The organism is Achromobacter sp. 2789STDY5608615 (genome assembly GCF_001298995.1).
GTDB lineage: Bacteria > Pseudomonadota > Gammaproteobacteria > Burkholderiales > Burkholderiaceae_B > Achromobacter > Achromobacter insuavis.
In genome coordinates this window covers 144,814-161,219 of the sequence record NZ_CYTY01000001.1, presented here as the reverse complement: position 1 = coordinate 161,219, position 16,406 = coordinate 144,814, and the positions used below count along the sequence as shown (strand labels likewise).

18 protein-coding genes are annotated in these 16,406 nt (G+C 66.8%); 7 read left to right on the top strand and 11 right to left on the bottom strand.

The window, feature by feature from the left end; translation table 11 throughout:
• Window positions 1-45: 45 nt before the first annotated feature.
• The 4 genes from AOZ49_RS00775 to alaC form a co-directional block, all read right to left on the bottom strand.
• Complete coding sequence (locus tag AOZ49_RS00775; RefSeq protein WP_054473932.1) at window positions 46-267, bottom strand: YgdI/YgdR family lipoprotein; 222 nt, start codon at window positions 265-267, stop codon at window positions 46-48.
• A 153-nt stretch (window positions 268-420) separates the two neighbouring features.
• Window positions 421-1,830, bottom strand: coding sequence for a threonine synthase (thrC, locus tag AOZ49_RS00770; RefSeq protein ID WP_054433321.1), 1,410 nt, complete (start codon window positions 1,828-1,830; stop codon window positions 421-423).
• Window positions 1,827-3,131: a homoserine dehydrogenase gene (locus AOZ49_RS00765; protein WP_054433322.1), complete on the bottom strand. Its 1,305-nt coding sequence runs from the start codon at window positions 3,129-3,131 to the stop codon at window positions 1,827-1,829. The genes thrC and AOZ49_RS00765 overlap by 4 nt, the downstream gene beginning before the upstream one ends.
• Before the next feature lie 183 nt (window positions 3,132-3,314).
• On the bottom strand, window positions 3,315-4,499 hold the full coding sequence (gene alaC / locus AOZ49_RS00760; protein WP_006393775.1) for an alanine transaminase: 1,185 nt from the start codon (window positions 4,497-4,499) through the stop codon (window positions 3,315-3,317).
• A gap of 235 nt (window positions 4,500-4,734) precedes the next feature.
• Here alaC and AOZ49_RS00755 point away from each other — a divergent pair, with 235 nt between their 5' ends.
• The 3 genes from AOZ49_RS00755 to AOZ49_RS00745 are packed head-to-tail and all read left to right on the top strand — an operon-like array spanning window position 4,735 to window position 7,422.
• The gene (locus AOZ49_RS00755) at window positions 4,735-5,241 is read left to right on the top strand and encodes an Mth938-like domain-containing protein (protein ID WP_054473931.1); all 507 of its coding nucleotides are present in this window, start codon (window positions 4,735-4,737) and stop codon (window positions 5,239-5,241) included.
• Complete coding sequence (locus tag AOZ49_RS00750; RefSeq protein ID WP_025140314.1) at window positions 5,198-5,662, top strand: peroxiredoxin; 465 nt, start codon at window positions 5,198-5,200, stop codon at window positions 5,660-5,662. Before AOZ49_RS00755 ends, AOZ49_RS00750 begins: the two co-directional genes overlap by 44 nt.
• A 59-nt stretch (window positions 5,663-5,721) precedes the next feature.
• Window positions 5,722-7,422: a PhoH family protein gene (locus tag AOZ49_RS00745; RefSeq protein ID WP_054433324.1), complete on the top strand. Its 1,701-nt coding sequence runs from the start codon at window positions 5,722-5,724 to the stop codon at window positions 7,420-7,422.
• 70 nt (window positions 7,423-7,492) lie between these two features.
• On the opposite strand, the gene AOZ49_RS00740 is transcribed toward AOZ49_RS00745, so the two are convergent.
• The 7 genes from AOZ49_RS00740 to AOZ49_RS00710 all read right to left on the bottom strand — a co-directional run bounded on the left by AOZ49_RS00740 (window position 7,493) and on the right by AOZ49_RS00710 (window position 12,882).
• A complete protein-coding gene (locus AOZ49_RS00740; protein WP_006388428.1) occupies window positions 7,493-7,624 on the bottom strand; it encodes an entericidin A/B family lipoprotein in 132 nt (43 codons plus the stop codon).
• A gap of 42 nt (window positions 7,625-7,666) precedes the next feature.
• Complete coding sequence (locus tag AOZ49_RS00735) at window positions 7,667-8,362, bottom strand: fumarylacetoacetate hydrolase family protein (protein WP_054433325.1); 696 nt, start codon at window positions 8,360-8,362, stop codon at window positions 7,667-7,669.
• A gap of 83 nt (window positions 8,363-8,445) precedes the next feature.
• Entirely contained in the window at window positions 8,446-8,748 is a 303-nt protein-coding gene (locus AOZ49_RS00730; RefSeq protein WP_006393770.1) for a Dabb family protein, read from the bottom strand.
• Window positions 8,748-10,625 (bottom strand): ABC transporter permease, encoded by a 1,878-nt coding sequence (locus AOZ49_RS00725; RefSeq protein WP_054433327.1) that lies wholly within the window; start codon window positions 10,623-10,625, stop codon window positions 8,748-8,750. The genes AOZ49_RS00730 and AOZ49_RS00725 overlap by 1 nt, the downstream gene beginning before the upstream one ends.
• Before the next feature lie 13 nt (window positions 10,626-10,638).
• Entirely contained in the window at window positions 10,639-11,331 is a 693-nt protein-coding gene (locus AOZ49_RS00720) for an ABC transporter ATP-binding protein (protein WP_054473930.1), read from the bottom strand.
• Window positions 11,331-12,092 (bottom strand): ABC transporter ATP-binding protein, encoded by a 762-nt coding sequence (locus AOZ49_RS00715; RefSeq protein ID WP_054433329.1) that lies wholly within the window; start codon window positions 12,090-12,092, stop codon window positions 11,331-11,333. The genes AOZ49_RS00720 and AOZ49_RS00715 overlap by 1 nt, the downstream gene beginning before the upstream one ends.
• Window positions 12,093-12,102: 10 nt before the next feature.
• The gene (locus tag AOZ49_RS00710; protein WP_054473929.1) at window positions 12,103-12,882 is read right to left on the bottom strand and encodes an SDR family NAD(P)-dependent oxidoreductase; all 780 of its coding nucleotides are present in this window, start codon (window positions 12,880-12,882) and stop codon (window positions 12,103-12,105) included.
• A 218-nt stretch (window positions 12,883-13,100) separates the two neighbouring features.
• On the opposite strand from AOZ49_RS00710, the gene AOZ49_RS00705 reads away from it, so the two are divergent.
• The 4 genes from AOZ49_RS00705 (at window position 13,101) to AOZ49_RS00690 (ending at window position 16,402) form a co-directional block, all read left to right on the top strand.
• Entirely contained in the window at window positions 13,101-13,499 is a 399-nt protein-coding gene (locus tag AOZ49_RS00705) for a cupin domain-containing protein (protein ID WP_054433331.1), read from the top strand.
• Window positions 13,500-13,578: 79 nt separating this feature from the next.
• Entirely contained in the window at window positions 13,579-14,790 is a 1,212-nt protein-coding gene (locus tag AOZ49_RS00700) for an ABC transporter substrate-binding protein (RefSeq protein WP_006393764.1), read from the top strand.
• Window positions 14,787-15,551 carry an SDR family NAD(P)-dependent oxidoreductase gene (locus AOZ49_RS00695; RefSeq protein ID WP_054473928.1) on the top strand — a complete coding sequence of 255 codons (765 nt, stop codon included), beginning with the start codon at window positions 14,787-14,789 and terminating at the stop codon, window positions 15,549-15,551. Before AOZ49_RS00700 ends, AOZ49_RS00695 begins: the two co-directional genes overlap by 4 nt.
• A 14-nt stretch (window positions 15,552-15,565) precedes the next feature.
• Complete coding sequence (locus AOZ49_RS00690) at window positions 15,566-16,402, top strand: IclR family transcriptional regulator (protein WP_054433334.1); 837 nt, start codon at window positions 15,566-15,568, stop codon at window positions 16,400-16,402.
• Window positions 16,403-16,406: the final 4 nt, after the last annotated feature.

Sequence of the window (16,406 nt, the reverse complement as noted above, 5' to 3'; positions counted from 1 at the left end):
CCGGCCGAGGCCGGGGCTTTTTTTCGTCAACAGCTTGGCGAAGGGTTACTTGACCTCTTCGATGGACTTCACATCGTCCTTGTTGATCTGGACCTTCTTGCCGTCCTTGTCGTACTCGTACATGCCGGACTTCTTGTCGTAGGTCGGCGCGCCGGGCGTCACGGTCGAGGTCCCGTCCCGTTGCTGAATGACCGAGGGCGACGAGCATCCGGCCAGCACCCCAACTCCGGTCACCACCAGGGCCAACGTCATGGTCTTCAGGTTCATGGGCGTGTTCTCCGAGTGTGAATGGTGGATTCACTGTATCGGATGCGCGCCGGGAAAAAGTGACGGCATGTGGCCAAAATGCGTGTGAAAGTAAAAAACCCCTCGCGGCTCACACCGCGAGGGGTTGCAACCCCATACAACCGCAAGCTGCCTTTACACCTTGGCGTGGGCCTCGATGTAGCGGCGCACGGCGGCGGCATCGCAGTCCATGACTTCGACGCGCTGCGGCAAGGATTCCAGGTTGGCCAGGTTGCCCGGCGGCGTGGCCGGACGGCCCAGCGCGGCCTCGATGGTTTCCGAGAACTTGGCCGGCAAGGCGGTTTCCAGCACCAGCATCGGCACGCCGGGCTCGACGTGCTCGCGCGCGACCTTGACGCCGTCGGCGGTGTGCGGATCGACCAGCACGCCGGTCTCGTCGTAGAGCGAACGGATCGTGGCCAGGCGATCTTCGTGCGAGCTGGCGCCCGAGACGAAGCCGTACTGCGCCTCGAATTGCGGCTTGAGCGCCGACAGGTCGAAGAAGCCGTCGCGCGCCATGTCCGCCCACAGCGCCTTGACGCGGTCGGCGTCGCGGCCGACCAGGTCGAAGATGAAGCGCTCGAAGTTCGAGGCGCGCGAGATGTCCATCGACGGGCTGGAGGTAGCGTAGGTCTGCTCGGCCGGACGCGGACGGTAGACGCCGGTGCGGAAGAACTCTTCCAGCACGTTGTTCTCGTTGGTGGCGAGCACCAGGCGGCGCACCGGCAGGCCCATGCCGCGGGCGATGTGGCCCGACAGGATGTTGCCGAAGTTGCCCGAGGGCACCGTGAACGAAACCTGCTGGCCCGGCTTGTCGGTGGCGCGCAGCCAGCCGTGGAAGTAGTACACCACCTGGGCGGCGATGCGCGCCCAGTTGATCGAGTTGACCGCGCCCAGGCGGTACTTGGCCTTGAAGGCCAGGTCGCCGGCCAGCGCCTTGACGATGTCCTGGGCTTCGTCGAACACGCCGCGCACGGCGATGTTGTGGATGTTCTCGTCCTGCAGCGAGTACATCTGGGCGCGCTGGAACGCGCTCATGCGGCCGTGCGGCGACAGCATGAACACGGCCACGCCGTGCTTGCCGCGCAGCGCGTATTCGGCCGCCGAACCGGTGTCGCCCGAGGTGGCGCCAACGATGTTGAGCGTGGTGCCGCGTTGGGTCAGCACGTACTCGAACACCTGGCCCAGGAACTGCATGGCCATGTCCTTGAAGGCCAGCGTCGGGCCCTCGGACAGGCCCAGCAGCGACAGGCCGTCGTTCAGCGGGCGCAGCGGGACGATGTCTTCGCTGTTGAAGATCTGCGGGGTGTAGGCGGCGTGGGTCAGGCGGCGCAGGTCCTCGGCCGGGATGTCGGTGGCAAAGCGCGACAGCACTTCGAACGCCAGGTCGGCGTACGGCAGGCCGCGCCACGATTCCAGCGTCTCGGCCGAGATCTGCGGCAGCTGCTCCGGCACGGCCAGGCCGCCGTCCGGCGCCAGCCCTTCGAGCAGGATGTCGGAGAACGGCTGGGGCGCCATGCCCCCGCGGGTTGAGATGTATTTCATATCAGGTGCTCCACGCGCAGGCGCGTGACCTTGGACCGTACGAACGGCAAGGCCTCGATGCGCTCGATGGCCTGGTTGACGTTGCCTTCCACCGCTTCGTGCGTCAGGAAGATGATGTCCGCGCCGCCGATGTGCGAGGGCTGCTGGATCATCGAGCCGATCGAGATCGAGCGGTCGGCCAAGAGGCGCGCGATGTCGGCCAGCACGCCCGGCTGGTCGTCCACGCGCAGGCGCAGGTAGTACGACGTGCTGACCTGCTCGATCGGCAGGATCGGCGTGTCGGCCATGGCGTCCGGCTGGAACGCCAGGTGCGGCACGCGGTTGCCCGGATCGGCGGTATGCAGGCGGGTCACGTCGACCAGGTCGGCCACCACCGCCGAGGCGGTCGGCTCTTCGCCAGCGCCCTGGCCGTAGTACAGCGTCGGGCCGACGGCGTCGCCCTTGACCAGCACCGCGTTCATGGCGCCTTCGACGTTGGCCAGCAGGCGCTCGGCCGGCACCAGCGCCGGGTGCACGCGCAGCTCGATGCCGTCGGCGCGGCGCTTGGTGATGCCCAGCAGCTTGATGCGGTAGCCCAGGCGCTCGGCGTGCTCGATGTCCTCGGCGGCCAGCTGCGAGATGCCTTCGATGTAGGCGCGGTCGAACTGCACCGGCACGCCGAAGGCCAGCGAGGCCAGCAGCGTCAGCTTGTGCGCGGCGTCGACGCCTTCCACGTCGAACGTGGGATCGGCTTCGGCGTAGCCCAGGCGCTGGGCTTCGGCCAGCACGTCGGCGAACGGCAGGCCGCGCGAGCGCATTTCCGACAGGATGAAATTGGTGGTGCCGTTGATGATGCCGGCGACCCACTGGATGCGGTTGGCGGTCAGGCCTTCGCGGATGGCCTTGATGATGGGGATGCCGCCGGCGACGGCGGCTTCGAAGGCCACCATCACGCCACGCTCGGAAGCCGCGGCGAAGATCTCGTTGCCATGCTTGGCCAGCAGCGCCTTGTTGGCGGTGACCACGTGCTTGCCGTTGGCGATGGCTTCCAGCACCAGCTCGCGCGCCAGGGTGTCGCCGCCGATCAGCTCGACCACGATGTCGATCTCGGGATCGCGCACCAGCGCGTGCACGTCGGTATCCACGGGCAGCGTGTCGCCGACGCGGGCGCGCGCCTTGGGCACGTCGCGCACGGCGGCGCGGGTCACTTCAATGCGGCGACCGGCGCGGCGCGCGATCTCTTCCGCATTGCGCGACAGCACCGTCCAGGTGCCGCCGCCGACCACGCCCAGGCCCAGCAGGCCCACTTTCATGGGATTCATCGCGGCGCCCTCGGCGGGCGGGCGTTGAGGGGAATTCATTTCAGTTCTCCAAACACTCACGCAATAACGGCTACATACAGTCCACGGGCGCCCTCCCCGAGCGGGATGCCGCGGATCCGGCTCCGCCGATCTGCCAGCATGCCCCCTTGAGGGGGAAGCGCCGCAGGCGCTTCGGGGGTGGACCTACAGCAAGCCGTCCTTGCGGAACATATCCTTGATGCCGCGCACCGCCTGGCGGGTGCGCTGCTCGTTTTCGATAAGAGCGAAGCGCACGTATTCGTCGCCATACTCGCCGAAGCCGATCCCGGGGGAAACGGCCACCTTCGCATCCGACAGGACGCGCTTGGCAAATTCCAAAGAGCCCATTGCCCGGTAGGGTTCGGGGATCTGCGCCCAGATGTACATGGACGCCTTGGGAATTTCCACATTCCAACCTGCTTCGTGCAGACCGCGCGCGAGCACGTCGCGGCGGCTTTGGTACTGCGCCACGATCTCGTTCACGCAGTCCTGCGGGCCGTCCAGGGCGGCGATCGAGGCCACCTGGATCGGCGTGAACGTGCCGTAGTCGTGATAGCTCTTGATGCGCGCCAGCGCGCCGACCAGCTCGCGGTTGCCGACCATGTAGCCGATGCGCCAGCCCGCCATGTTGTAGCTCTTGCTCATGGTGAAGAACTCGACCGCGACATCGCGCGCGCCGGGCACCTGCATGATCGAGGGGGCGACATAGCCGTCGAAGGTGATGTCGGCGTAGGCCAGGTCGTGCACCACCAGGATGTCGTGTTCCTTGGCCAGGGCCACCACGCGCTCGAAGAACGACAGGTCGACGCACTGGGCGGTCGGGTTGCTGGGGAAGCCCAGCACCATCATCTTGGGCTTGGGAATCGACTCGCGCACGGCGCGCTCGAGTTCCTCGAAGAAGTCCACGCCCGGCGTCATGCGCACGGAACGGATGTTGGCGCCGGCGATGACCGCGCCATAGATGTGGATCGGGTAGCTGGGGTTGGGCACCAGCACGGTGTCGCCGCGGTCCAGGGTGGCCAGCATCAGGTGCGCCAGGCCTTCCTTGGAGCCGATGGTGACGATGGCTTCGGAATCGGGGTCGAGCTCGACCGCGTAGCGGCGCTGGTACCAGTCACAGATGGCCTTGCGCAGGCGCGGGATGCCCTTGGACACCGAGTAGCCGTGGGTGGTCGGGCGGATGGTGGCCTCGACCATCTTGTCGACGATGTGCTTGGGGGTAGCGCCGTCCGGATTGCCCATCGACATGTCGATGATGTCCTCGCCGCGCCGACGGGCCGCCATCTTGAGCTCGCCGGTAATGTTGAAAACGTACGGGGGCAAACGCTCAATGCGAGAGAACTTCCTCATGATGGGAATCCTTAGGGGGCGAAGGGGCAAAAATCCAGGGCGCGAGGGCGCGAAGGGGAAACGGGCTCAAAAGCCGCGCCAGCACACGTTTGCGGCGCAGCAAAACCCTGTAATCTAGCGCAAGGACGCCTGGGCGGCAAATTGGGCGAAAAAGCCCCCAATTTCGCAGTGGAAACCATGCAACATATGGCCATCCTGATGCGCTATTATCGGAGCCATAAAGCCGGAGTATTTATTGAAGCTGCATACCGATCCTGCGACGGCCGCTCTGAATACCGTCACCGCCTACGGTGACGGTTATATCGAGGTCAACCAGGTACGTTTTTCCTCCTCGGTCGCGTTTGGCCCCGAAGGCGAAGTTACCCATTGGCCCGTTGAGTCGCCGGCCGACATCACCCCCACCCTCTTGCGTCAGGCGGCCGGATTGTCCGAGCCCGTCCGCGACCCGTTGGCGTTCCTGGACGAACCCGAAGCCACCCCCAGCCGCCCGGCCAATGCGCCGGAAGTGCTGCTGGTGGGCACGGGCGGCCGGCAACAGTTCCTGCGCCCCGAAGTGCTGCGTCCCCTGTTGGCGGCGGGTATCGGCGTGGAAATCATGGACACCCACGCCGCCTCGCGCACCTACAACATCCTGATGGCGGAGGGCCGGCGCGTCGTCGTGGCCCTCATCCCCCCCCCAACGGAGAATCCCAGACATGATGATGCCCATCATCGGCAAGCCCGCCCCGCTGTTCACCGCTGAAAGCACCATCGGGCCGATCAGCCTGGAGCAGTGCCAGGGCCGCGCCGTGATCCTGTACTTCTATCCCAAGGACAACACCCCTGGCTGCACCACCGAGAGCCAGGATTTCCGCGACCTGCACGCCGACTTCCTGTCGGCCAGCGCCGTGGTGGTCGGGATCTCGCGCGACTCGCTGAAGTCGCACGAGAACTTCAAGGCCAAGTACGAGCTTCCTTTCCCTCTCATCTCCGACGCCGACGAAACCGTGTGCAATCTGTACGGCGTCATCAAGCAGAAGAACATGTACGGCAAGCAGGTGCGCGGCATCGAGCGCAGCACCTTTCTGATCGACGCTTACGGCGTGCTGGTGCAGGAGTGGCGCGGGGTGAAGGTCCCGAACCACGCCAAGGAAGTCCTGCAGGCCGCCAAGAGCATCGGTTAAGCCGTGCACAGGAATACCCGTCAGGTGCCATAGCCGGCCCATACTGGAGAGTGACGCATATGCCGCTTCCGAAGTTGCCCACCCGCCCCGCAGCCATCCTGACCTTCCCCTCGGGCGATAACGCCCGGGCGCAGGCCCGCAGCACCAAGACCGCCGCTGCGCGGTCGAACACCCAGGCCGTCCTGGCCGACGACGACGAGGACGAGCTGCTGGTCCAGCCCGAACTCGACGGCATCGGCGCGCCGGCCCACAAGGCGCAGATCCCGGCCCGCCAGGTTCCGCCCCCGCCGCCGGCCGCGCCGGCGACGCGCGCGCCGGCCCGCCAGGCCAAGGCCGCCCCGGCCCCGGCCAAGCGCGCCAAGGCGCGAGCCCAGAACGCGCCGCGCAAGCTGTTCGTGCTGGACACCAACGTGCTGCTGCACGACCCCAGCTCGCTGTTCCGCTTCGAAGAGCACGACATCTTCCTGCCGATGATGACGCTCGAAGAGCTGGACCACCAGAAAAAGGGCATGTCGGAAGTGGCGCGCAACGCCCGCCAGGTCAGCCGTTCGCTCGACGCGCTGGTGCAGGACGCGACCCAGCTCGAAGACGGCCTGGAGCTGGCCAAGCTGGGCAACAAGGACGCCACCGGGCGCCTGATGTTCCAGACCACCGCCATCCACAGCACCCTGCCGTCGGACCTGCCCATGGGCAAGGCCGACAACCAGATCCTGGGCGTGGTGCGGGCCCTGCAGGAAAAATACCCGCAGCGCGAAGTCGTGCTGGTGTCCAAGGACATCAACATGCGCCTGAAGGCGCGCGCGCTCGGCATGGCCGCGGAAGACTACTTCAACGACCACGTCCTGGAAGACTCGGACCTGATGTATTCGGGCGTGATGCAGCTGCCCGAGGACTTCTGGAACAAGCACGGCAAGGACGTCGAGTCCTGGCAACAGGGCGGCACCACCTTCTACCGCATCCACGGTCCCTTGTGTTCGCAGTTCGTGGTCAACCAGTTCGTCTACTTCGAAGGCCAGATGCCCCTGTATGCCCAGGTGCGCGAGGTCAGCGGCAAGATGGCGGTGCTGGCGACGCTGCGCGACTACACCCACGGCAAGAACAACGTCTGGGGCATCACCGCGCGCAACCGCGAGCAGAACTTCGCCATGAACCTGCTGATGAACCCGGAATGCGACTTCGTGTCGCTGCTGGGCCAGGCCGGCACGGGCAAGACGCTGCTGGCGCTGGCGGCCGGCATCACCCAGGTGCTGGAGACCAAGCGCTACACCGAGATCATCATGACCCGCGTCACGGTGCCCGTCGGTGAAGACATCGGCTTCCTGCCCGGCACCGAGGAAGAAAAGATGCTGCCCTGGATGGGGGCGCTGGAAGACAACCTCGACGTGCTGAACATGGGCGAAGGCGAAGGCAACGGGGACTGGGGGCGCGCCGCCACCATGGACCTGATCCGCTCGCGCATCAAGGTCAAGTCGCTGAACTTCATGCGCGGCCGCACCTTCCTGAACAAGTACCTGATCATCGACGAGGCCCAGAACCTGACGCCCAAGCAGATGAAGACGCTGGTGACCCGCGCCGGCCCCGGCACCAAGGTGATCTGCCTGGGCAACATCGCCCAGATCGATACGCCCTACCTGACCGAAGGCAGTTCGGGCCTGACGTTCGTGGTCGACCGCTTCAAGGGCTGGCCGCATTCGGGCCACGTCACCTTGCAGCGCGGCGAGCGCTCGCGCCTGGCGGACTACGCCGGGGATGTGCTGTAGACCAGCCTCCACGCCAAAGAAAAAGCCCCTTGAGTGATCAAGGGGCTTTTTTATCACCTGGGCCGGACGATTACTTATCGGCGGCGTTGGTGATGGCGTTGCCGGCTCGCGACATGTCCTTGCCCATGCCCGCCACGGTATTGCAACCGGCGAGTACGAAGCCGAACACGACGAAGGCGGTCAGCACGATCTTGCTGCGCATGCTGCGCTCCTGAAGTGTGGGGAAACGATTCCGGGCCGTACTTTAAACGATCTGGACGCGAAGTTCGCCCAGGCCTTCCACGCCGCCGGTGATGACGTCGCCCTGCACCACGGCGCCCACGCCCTCCGGCGTACCGGTGAAGATGATGTCGCCGGGCTGCAGTTCGAACAGGCCCGACAGGTAGGAGATGCTCTCCGGCACGTTCCAGATCATCTGCGAGATGTCGCTGGCCTGCTTGCGCTGGCCATTGACGTCGAGCCAGATGGCGCCCTTGTCGAGCGTGCCGACCACGCTGCGCGGGTGGATCGGGCCCAGCGGCGCCGACAGGTCGAAGGCCTTGCCCACTTCCCAGGGACGGCCCTGCTTCTTCATTTCGCCCTGCAGGTCGCGGCGGGTCATGTCCAGGCCCAGGGCGTAGCCCCAGACGCAGTCGTTGGCTTCTTCGACCGGGATGTCGCGGCCGCCCTTGCCCAGCACCACCACCAGCTCCATTTCGTAGTGCAGGTTGGAGGTCTTGGGCGGATACGGCATCTTGCCGGTTTCGCCGTCGGCGACGCTCAGCACGGCGTCGGCGGGCTTGCAGAAGAAGAACGGATCTTCACGGCCGGTGAAGCCCATTTCCTTGGCGTGCTCGGCGTAGTTGCGGCCGACGCAATAGACGCGGCGCACGGGGAACAGCGCGGCGCTGCCGGCAACGGGAACCGCGGTCAGCGGCTGGGGAGGCAATACGTAGTCCATGATCTATCAACCTATGACGGGTGGAACGGTCCGATCGCAAAAATCATCCGCGAGTGTATCCCGTTCCGGGGCGACGGAAACATTCAGCAAATTGTAGGGATTTCTCCATCGAACACCACCAGGCGCTCGATGAAATCCGCCATGTAGGCCTTCATCTCCTGGTGGGCGGGCGACACCTGGTAGCGGTCATGGGCGGCGGCATCGCTGAACGCCGCCACCACCGCGTGGGTCAGGCCGTCCGAGCGGCTGGCCTGGTTGGGCCGGAAGGCGTAACCCGCCACCCCGTCGCATTCGGCCAGGATGCGGTCGCAGTAGCCCTGCACCCGGTCATGGAAGCGCGCATCGGCGGCGCCGGACAATTGCAGCATTACGACGTGCAGGAACATCAGGACTCCTTTTTCGGACGGGCGACGGCGAGCCAGGCACGGGACACCAGCCCCATGATGCCGTCGCGGAACAGCAATACGCACAGCACGAAGATCGCGCCCTGCACGATCAGGACCCACGACCCCAGCGGCGCCAGGTAGTTTTGCAGCGAGACGAAGGTGAAGGCGCCGGCCAGCGGACCGAACACCGTGCCGATGCCGCCCAGCAGCGCCATCAGCACCACCTCGCCGTTGGCGTGCCAGTGCACGTCGGTCAGCGAGGCCACGCCGAACACCAGCACCTTGAGCCCGCCGGCCAGCCCCGCCACCGAGGCCGACAAGGTGAACGCCAGCAGCTTGTAGCGCGAAGTCGAATAACCCAGCGACCGGGCGCGCTGCTCGTTGTCGCGCACCGAGCGGATCACCTCGCCGAAGGGCGAATTGAGCACCCGCAGCACGAAGGCGTAGCCCAGCGCGAACACCGCCAGCGTGAAGTAGTACATCGGCATCACGCCATCCAGGTCGATCAGGCCGAACAGCTTGCCGCGCGGCACGCTCTGCAGGCCATCCTCGCCGCCGGTGAAGCCCGCCTGCACCGCGATGAAGTACACCAGCTGCGACAGCGCCAGCGTGATCATGGCGAAGTAGATGCCCTGGCGCCGGATGGCGATGGCGCCGAACGCCAGCCCCAGCAGGCCGCCGGTCAGCACCCCGGCCAGCAGGCCCAGTTCGGGCGTGGCGCCCAGCAGCTTCATGACGATGCCGGTGGCGTAGGCCGCCGCGCCGAAGAAGGCCGCATGGCCGAACGACAGCAGGCCGACATAGCCCACCAGCAGGTTGAAGGCCGCGGCGAACAGCGCGAAGCACAGCACCTTCATCAGGAACGTGGGATAGACGAACCAGGGCGCGGCCAGCGCCACCAGCGCCAGGATCGCCATGCACCCGCGCATGGCGCGGCGCCCCAGCTGCACCGGCTGGCGGGTGGCCTCGGCGGCCAGCACGTTCTGCACCTGCAGCGGCTTGCCGAACAGGCCCGCCGGCTTGCACAGCAGCACCAGCACCATGATGATGAAGATCGCCAGGTTGGCGGCCTCCGGATAGAAAACCTTGGTCAGCCCCTCGATGATGCCCAGCCCGAAGCCGCTGACGATGGCGCCCATGATGGAGCCCATGCCGCCGATCACCACCACCGCGAACACCACCACCACCAGGTTCGAGCCCATCATCGGGCTGACCTGGTAGATGGGCGCGGCGATCACGCCCGCCACCGACGCCAGCGCCACGCCCAGCGCGTAGGTCAGCGTGATCAGCAGCGGCACGTTGATGCCGAACGAGCGCACGATGGTCGGATTCTCCGTGGCGGCGCGCAGCATGGCGCCGACCCGGGTCTTCTCGATCAGCACCCACACCGCCAGGCACAGCACCAGCGACACCGCCACCGCCCAGCCGCGGTACCACGGCAGGAACATGAAGCCCAGGTTGACCCCGCCCGTCAGCGCCTTGGGGATGGTGTAAGGCAATCCCGACACGCCATACGCCTGGCGCAGCCCGCCCTCGATCAGCAGGGCGATGCCGAAGGTCAGCAGCAGCCCGTAGAGGTGGTCCATGCGGTAGGTGCGCGAGATCAGCACGCGCTCGACCACGATGGCGAACGCCGCCATGATGAGCGGCACCAGCACCAGCGCGGCCCAGTAGTTCACCCCCAGGTAGTTCAGCAGCATCCAGGCCAGGAACGCGCCCGCCGTGTACTGCGCGCCATGGGCGAAGTTGATGATGTTCAACAGGCCGAAGATCACCGCCAGCCCGATCGAGAGCAAGGCGTAGAACGAACCGTTGATCAGGCCGAGCAGGAGCTGGCCGAACAGTGCCGTGGACGGCACACCGAAAATTTCGAACACAGGATTCTCCCCCTCAGACGCCCAGGCGGCGCGCGATCCGCTCGGGATCGTTGCGCGCCTCTTGCGCCGACAATTGGTCGACCACGCGGCCGTGCTCCATCACGTAGTGGCGGTCGGCCACCTTGGTGGCGAAGCGGAAATTCTGCTCGACCAGCACAATGGTGAAACCGCGCTCCTTGAGCGTGCGGATGGCCTGCCCGATCTGCTGCACGATCACCGGCGCCAACCCTTCGGTGGGTTCGTCCAGCAGGATCGGCTGGGCGCCGGTGCGCAGGATGCGGGCGATCGCCAGCATCTGCTGCTCGCCGCCCGACAGGTTGCCGCCGGAGCTGGCGCTGCGTTCGCGCAGATTGGGAAACAGGGTGTAGATCTCGTCCAGCGACATGCCGCCGTCCGCCAGGCGCGGCGGCAGCAGCAGGTTCTCGGTCACGTTCAGGCTGCGGAACACCGCCCGTTCCTCCGGGCAATACACCACGCCCAGCCGCGGGATGCGGTGCGGCGCCATGCCGACGGTTTCCTGGCCGTTGAGCCGGATCGAGCCGCGGCGCTTGTCCAGGATGCCCATGACGGCGCGCAGCGTGGTGGTCTTGCCGGCGCCGTTGCGGCCCAGGATGGTGACCAGCTCGCCGCGCCGCACCTCGATGTCGACGCCATGCAGCACATGCGATTCGCCGTACCAGGCGTTGAGGTCCTTGATCGACAGCATCAGCCCTCTCCCTCTTCCGAGCCCATGTAGGCGGTAATGACGCGCTCGTCGCGCGACACCGTGGCGTAGTCGCCCTGCGCCAGCACCGCGCCGCGCGCCAGCACCGTGATGGTGTCGGACAGGTCGGCAACCACCGACAGGTTGTGCTCCACCATCAGGATGCTGCGGTTGGCCGACACGCGCCGGATCAGCGCCGCGATGCGCGCCACGTCTTCCTGGCCGAGGCCGGCCATCGGCTCGTCCAGCAGCATCACGTCCGGCTCCAGCGCCAAGGTCATGGCGATCTCCAGCGCCCGCTTGCGGCCATAGGGCAGCAGGGCCGCGGTGGTGTCGGCCATGCCGGCCAGGCCCACGGCGTCCAGCAGGGCCAGGCCCTGCTCGTTGAGGCGGTCGACGCTGCGGCGGCTGCGCCAGAAGCGCAGGCCGTCGCCATGCTGGCGCATCAGCGCCACGCGCATGTTCTGCAGCACGGTCAGCCCCAGGAACACCGCCGAGATCTGGAACGAGCGCACGATGCCCAGGCGCGCGATCTGCTCCGGCGCCAGCGACGTGATGTCGCGGCCGCGGTAGTGGATCACGCCCTGGTCGGGCGTCAGGAATTTGGTCAGCAGGTTGAAGCAGGTGGTCTTGCCGGCGCCGTTGGGGCCGATCAAGGCATGGATGGAACCTTCCCGCAGGGCCAGGGACACGCCGTCGACGGCATTGAAGCCGCCGAACCGCTTGACCAGCCCCTGGGCGGACAGAACCGCTTGGGTGCTCATGGCCGTCCTCCTACATGCGGGCCAACAGGCCGCCGTCGATCGCCAGCACGTGGCCATTGACGAACGCGGCGCCCGGCGAGGCCAGGTAGACCACCGCCGGCGCGATGTCCTCCGGCGTGGCCCAGCGCCCCACCGGCACCGCGCTCGACAGGAACGACTGGAACTGCGGATTGTCCTGCAGCCCCTGGGTGAAGTCGGTGCGCACGAAGCCCGGCGCCAGCGCGTTGCAAGTGACGCCCTGGCCGCCGTATTCGACCGCCAGCGCGCGCGTGAACGCCGCGATCGCGCCCTTGGCGGTGGCGTAGGCCGCGATGTTCGGCATGGTGGCCTGGCCCGCGACCGACGACATCAGCACGATGCGACCGAAGCCGCGCGCCGCCATGGCGGGCAGCACCGCGCGGGCGCAATGGAACGCGCCGTTCACATGGACGTTCTGCAACGCCTGCCATTCGGCCGGCGCCATCTCCACCACCGGCTTGCGGTTCTGGTTGCCGGCATTGCTGACCAGCACATCGATGGCCACGCCATCGGCTTCCAGCCGCGCCACGGCCGCGGCCACGGCGTCGCCGTCGGCCACGTCGAACACCGCGCTGCGCACCGTGATGCCGGCCGCGGCCAGTTGCCCGCAGGCGGCGTCGCAGGCGGCCTGCGACAGATCGTTGATCACCACGCGCGCGCCCGCCCGGCCCAGGCCGGCGGCGATGGCATATCCCAGTCCGCGCGCGCCCCCCGTCACCAGCGCCGTGCGCCCGGCCAACCCGAAGGTCTGGCCCAGATAGTCCTGATTCAAGCTTGTCTCCTTGTCTTATAGGCGCCGGATCTCTCGGGACGGCGGATATCGGGAAAGACTTCCCGAGCCCCGCGGCCCCCGGTCCGGCTCGTGTCGATCCCGCTTGCCTTGGCTGAAAACAGGATTGACATTAATCTCAATATACGCGACTATTTTTAAACACTCAATAACAAGATTTTTAGTTTTTCTTTCATAACGAGTATTGGCTAGGAGACATCATGGCCCTCGAAACCCCTGGCTGCCCCGCAGTCAACGCGCTGCCGCCGCTGGCGTCGCGCTTCCTGAAAGTCGACGAACTGCCCTGGAAACCCACGCAGGTCGAAGGCATCGACATGAAGGTGCTGATGCAGGACAAGGAGTCCGGCCTGCTGACCGCGCTGTTCCGCTGGCAGCCCGGCACCGAGCTGCCGCTGCACGAGCACGTCGAGGTCGAGCAGACCTATGTGCTGGAAGGCTCGATCGTCGATGCCGAAGGCGAAGTGCGCGCCGGCGACTACGTCTGGCGGCCGCGCGGCAACCAGCACGTGGCGCGCGCGCCGCACGGCGCGCTGGTGCTGAGCTTCTTCCTGAAACCCAACCTGTTCATCGACGCCTACGCCGGCCAGACCCTGGAATAGGCGCCGCGCCGGCAAGATCCGCGCGACCGCCCGGCACAGGGCGGCGCGCAAAGACATAAGCCCCCAAGGAGACAACCCCATGAAAACCCGTTTCAAGCTTTGCCTGGCCGCCTGCGCGCTGGGCGCCGTATCGCTGTCGGCCCAGGCCCAGGTGTCCGACGACGTCGTCAAGATCGGCGTGCTGGGCGACCAGTCCGGCATGATGGCCGACCTGTCCGGCAAGTTCGGCGTCGAGGCCGTGAAGATGGCCGTCGAGGATTTCGGCGGCACGGTGCTGGGCAAGCCGATCGAGGTGGTGTCCGCCGACCACCAGAACAAGGTGGACATCGGCGTCTCCATCGCGCGCCGCTGGTACGAGAACGACAAGGTCGACCTGATCCTGGACGTGCCCAACTCCGCCATCGCCCTGGCGGTGCAGGACCTGACCCGCCAGATGAAGCGCGTGGTGATCTTCACCAGCGCCGGCTCGGCCGACCTGACCGGCAAGGCCTGCTCGCCCAACGGCATGCACTGGACCTACGACACCTACGCCTACGCCACCGGCGTGGCCAGCGGCGTCATGGAAGACGGCGGCAAGAGCTGGTTCTTCATCACCTCCGACTACGCCTTCGGCCACTCGCTCGAACGCGACGCCATGGCGGTGGTCAAGGCCAAGGGCGGCCAGGTGGTCGGCAGCGTGCGCCACCCCATCGCCAGCGCCGACTTCTCGTCGTTCCTGCTGCAGGCGCAGGCCTCCAAGGCGCAGGTGATCGGCCTGGCCAACGGCAGCGGCGACACCATCAACAGCATCAAGCAGGCGTTCGAATTCGGCATCATGGGCAGCAAGCAGCGCGTGGCGGCGCTCTTCATGAGCATCGTCGACGTGCGCAGCGTCGGACTGGAATACGCGCAGGGGCTGAACCTGGTCGAGCCGTTCTACTGGGACCAGGACGACAAGGCGCGCCAATGGTCCGAGCGCTACTTCAAGCGCACCGGCCGCATGCCGTCGATGGTGCAGGCCAGCAACTACAGCGCCACCATGCACTACCTGAACGCGGTCAAGGCCGCCGGCACCGATGCATCCGAGGCGGTGATCAAGAAAATGCATGACACGCCCATCAACGACTTCATGACCGAGAACGGCCGCATCCGCGAGGATGGCCGCGTGATGCGCGACCTGTACCTGTTCCAGGTGAAGAAGCCGTCAGAATCGAAGCGCGACTGGGACTACTACAAGCTGGTGCGCAAGATTCCCGCCGAACAGGCGTTCCGTCCGCTGGACCAGGGCGGCTGCGCGCTGGTGAAGCAATGACCGGGGGCCCGCTCGGACTGTTGGCCGGCAAGCGGGCCGTCGTCACGGGGGGCGCCAACCCCCGTGGCATCGGCGCCGCCATCGTCGCGCAATTCCTGGCGCAGGGCGCCAGCGTGGCGGTGCTGGACCGCGACTTTCCCGACCACGCCGACGCCGGGCTGGCCGGCGGCCGCGTCAACCTGCACTGCGATGTGTCGAGCAGCGCCTCCTGCGAGCAGGCCGTGGCGCAGGCGGCGCGGGCGCTGGGCGGCATCGACGTGCTGGTGAACAACGCCGGCATCGTCGCCGCGACCCGCATCTGGGATCTGCCCGAGGACGAGTTCCGCCGCATGGTCGACGTCAACCTGACCGGCACCTACAACGTGACGCGCGCCGCCCTGCCCCGGCTGCTGGAAAGCGAGCGCCACCCGGCCATCGTCAACCTCGGCTCGACCGCCGCCCTGCGCGGCGGCGGCCTGCTGGGCGGTTCGCACTACGCCGCCTCCAAGGGCGGCGTGATCAGCTTCACCAAGGCGCTGGCGCGGGAACTGGGCTCTCGCGGCGTGCGCGCCAACTGCGTGGCGCCGGGCATCATCGAGACCGACATGACGCTCGGCAAATTCGGCGAAAATTGGGAACAAGAACTCAAACAGGGCATTCCGCTGCAACGCTTCGGCTCCCCGGCCGAAGTGGCGCAGGCCATTCTCTTCCTGGCCTCGGACCTGTCCTCCTACTCAACCGGCATCGTGGTCGACGTCAACGGCGGCTTCCACATTCACTAGGCACGTCAGCAGCAATGAGCACTCCCGATCGCATGTTGTCCATCCTCGATCTCTTCCGCGACGACACCACCGCCGCCTTCCAGGAAGACGTCATGGCGCATCTGGAGTGCTCGCGCGCCACGGCCTACCGCTATCTCAAGTCGCTCACCGAAAGCGGCCTGCTGGCGCCGACCGCGGGCGGCGCCTACGTGCTCGGCTCGCGCATCATCGAGCTCGACCGGCACCTGCGCCAGCACGACCCGCTGATGCGCGCGGCGCGCGAGGTCATGCGCGCCACCGGCGACGAACTCAACGCCAACCTGATGCTGTGCAGCTACTACGGCGACAAGGTCATGTGCGTGGACCGCTACTGGACCGACCATTCGATCGAATCCAGCTACGCGCGCGGCCGCCCCTTCCCGATGTTCCGCGGCGCCACCGCCAAGCCCATCCTGGCCAATCTGCCGCCCTACCAGCTGCGCAACCTGATGCTGTGGCACGCCGCGGAGATCCGCGAGGCCGGCCTGGGCGAGGATTGGGATGCGTTCCGCGCCAACATCAAGCAGCTGCGCGCGGCTGGCGTCTGCGTCTCGCACGGCGAGGTCGACCCGGGATTGATGGGGATCGGCTCGGCGATCTTCACGCCGGACCAGAAGGTGGTGGGCAGCCTGGTGTTCATCGCCGCCGAGGCGCGCACGCCCGCCAAGCGGCTGGCGCTGCTGCAGGAACGCATCCAGGCCGCCGCGGCGCAGGTGACGCAGAATCTGCAGGGCCTGCAAGACAACGGCGCGGCGGCGATCGGCATCATGCCGTCGCGGCCGCGCCGCCTGAAAGCGCCCGCCGGTGCGACACCGGCGCGGCGCAAGGCCTGATCGA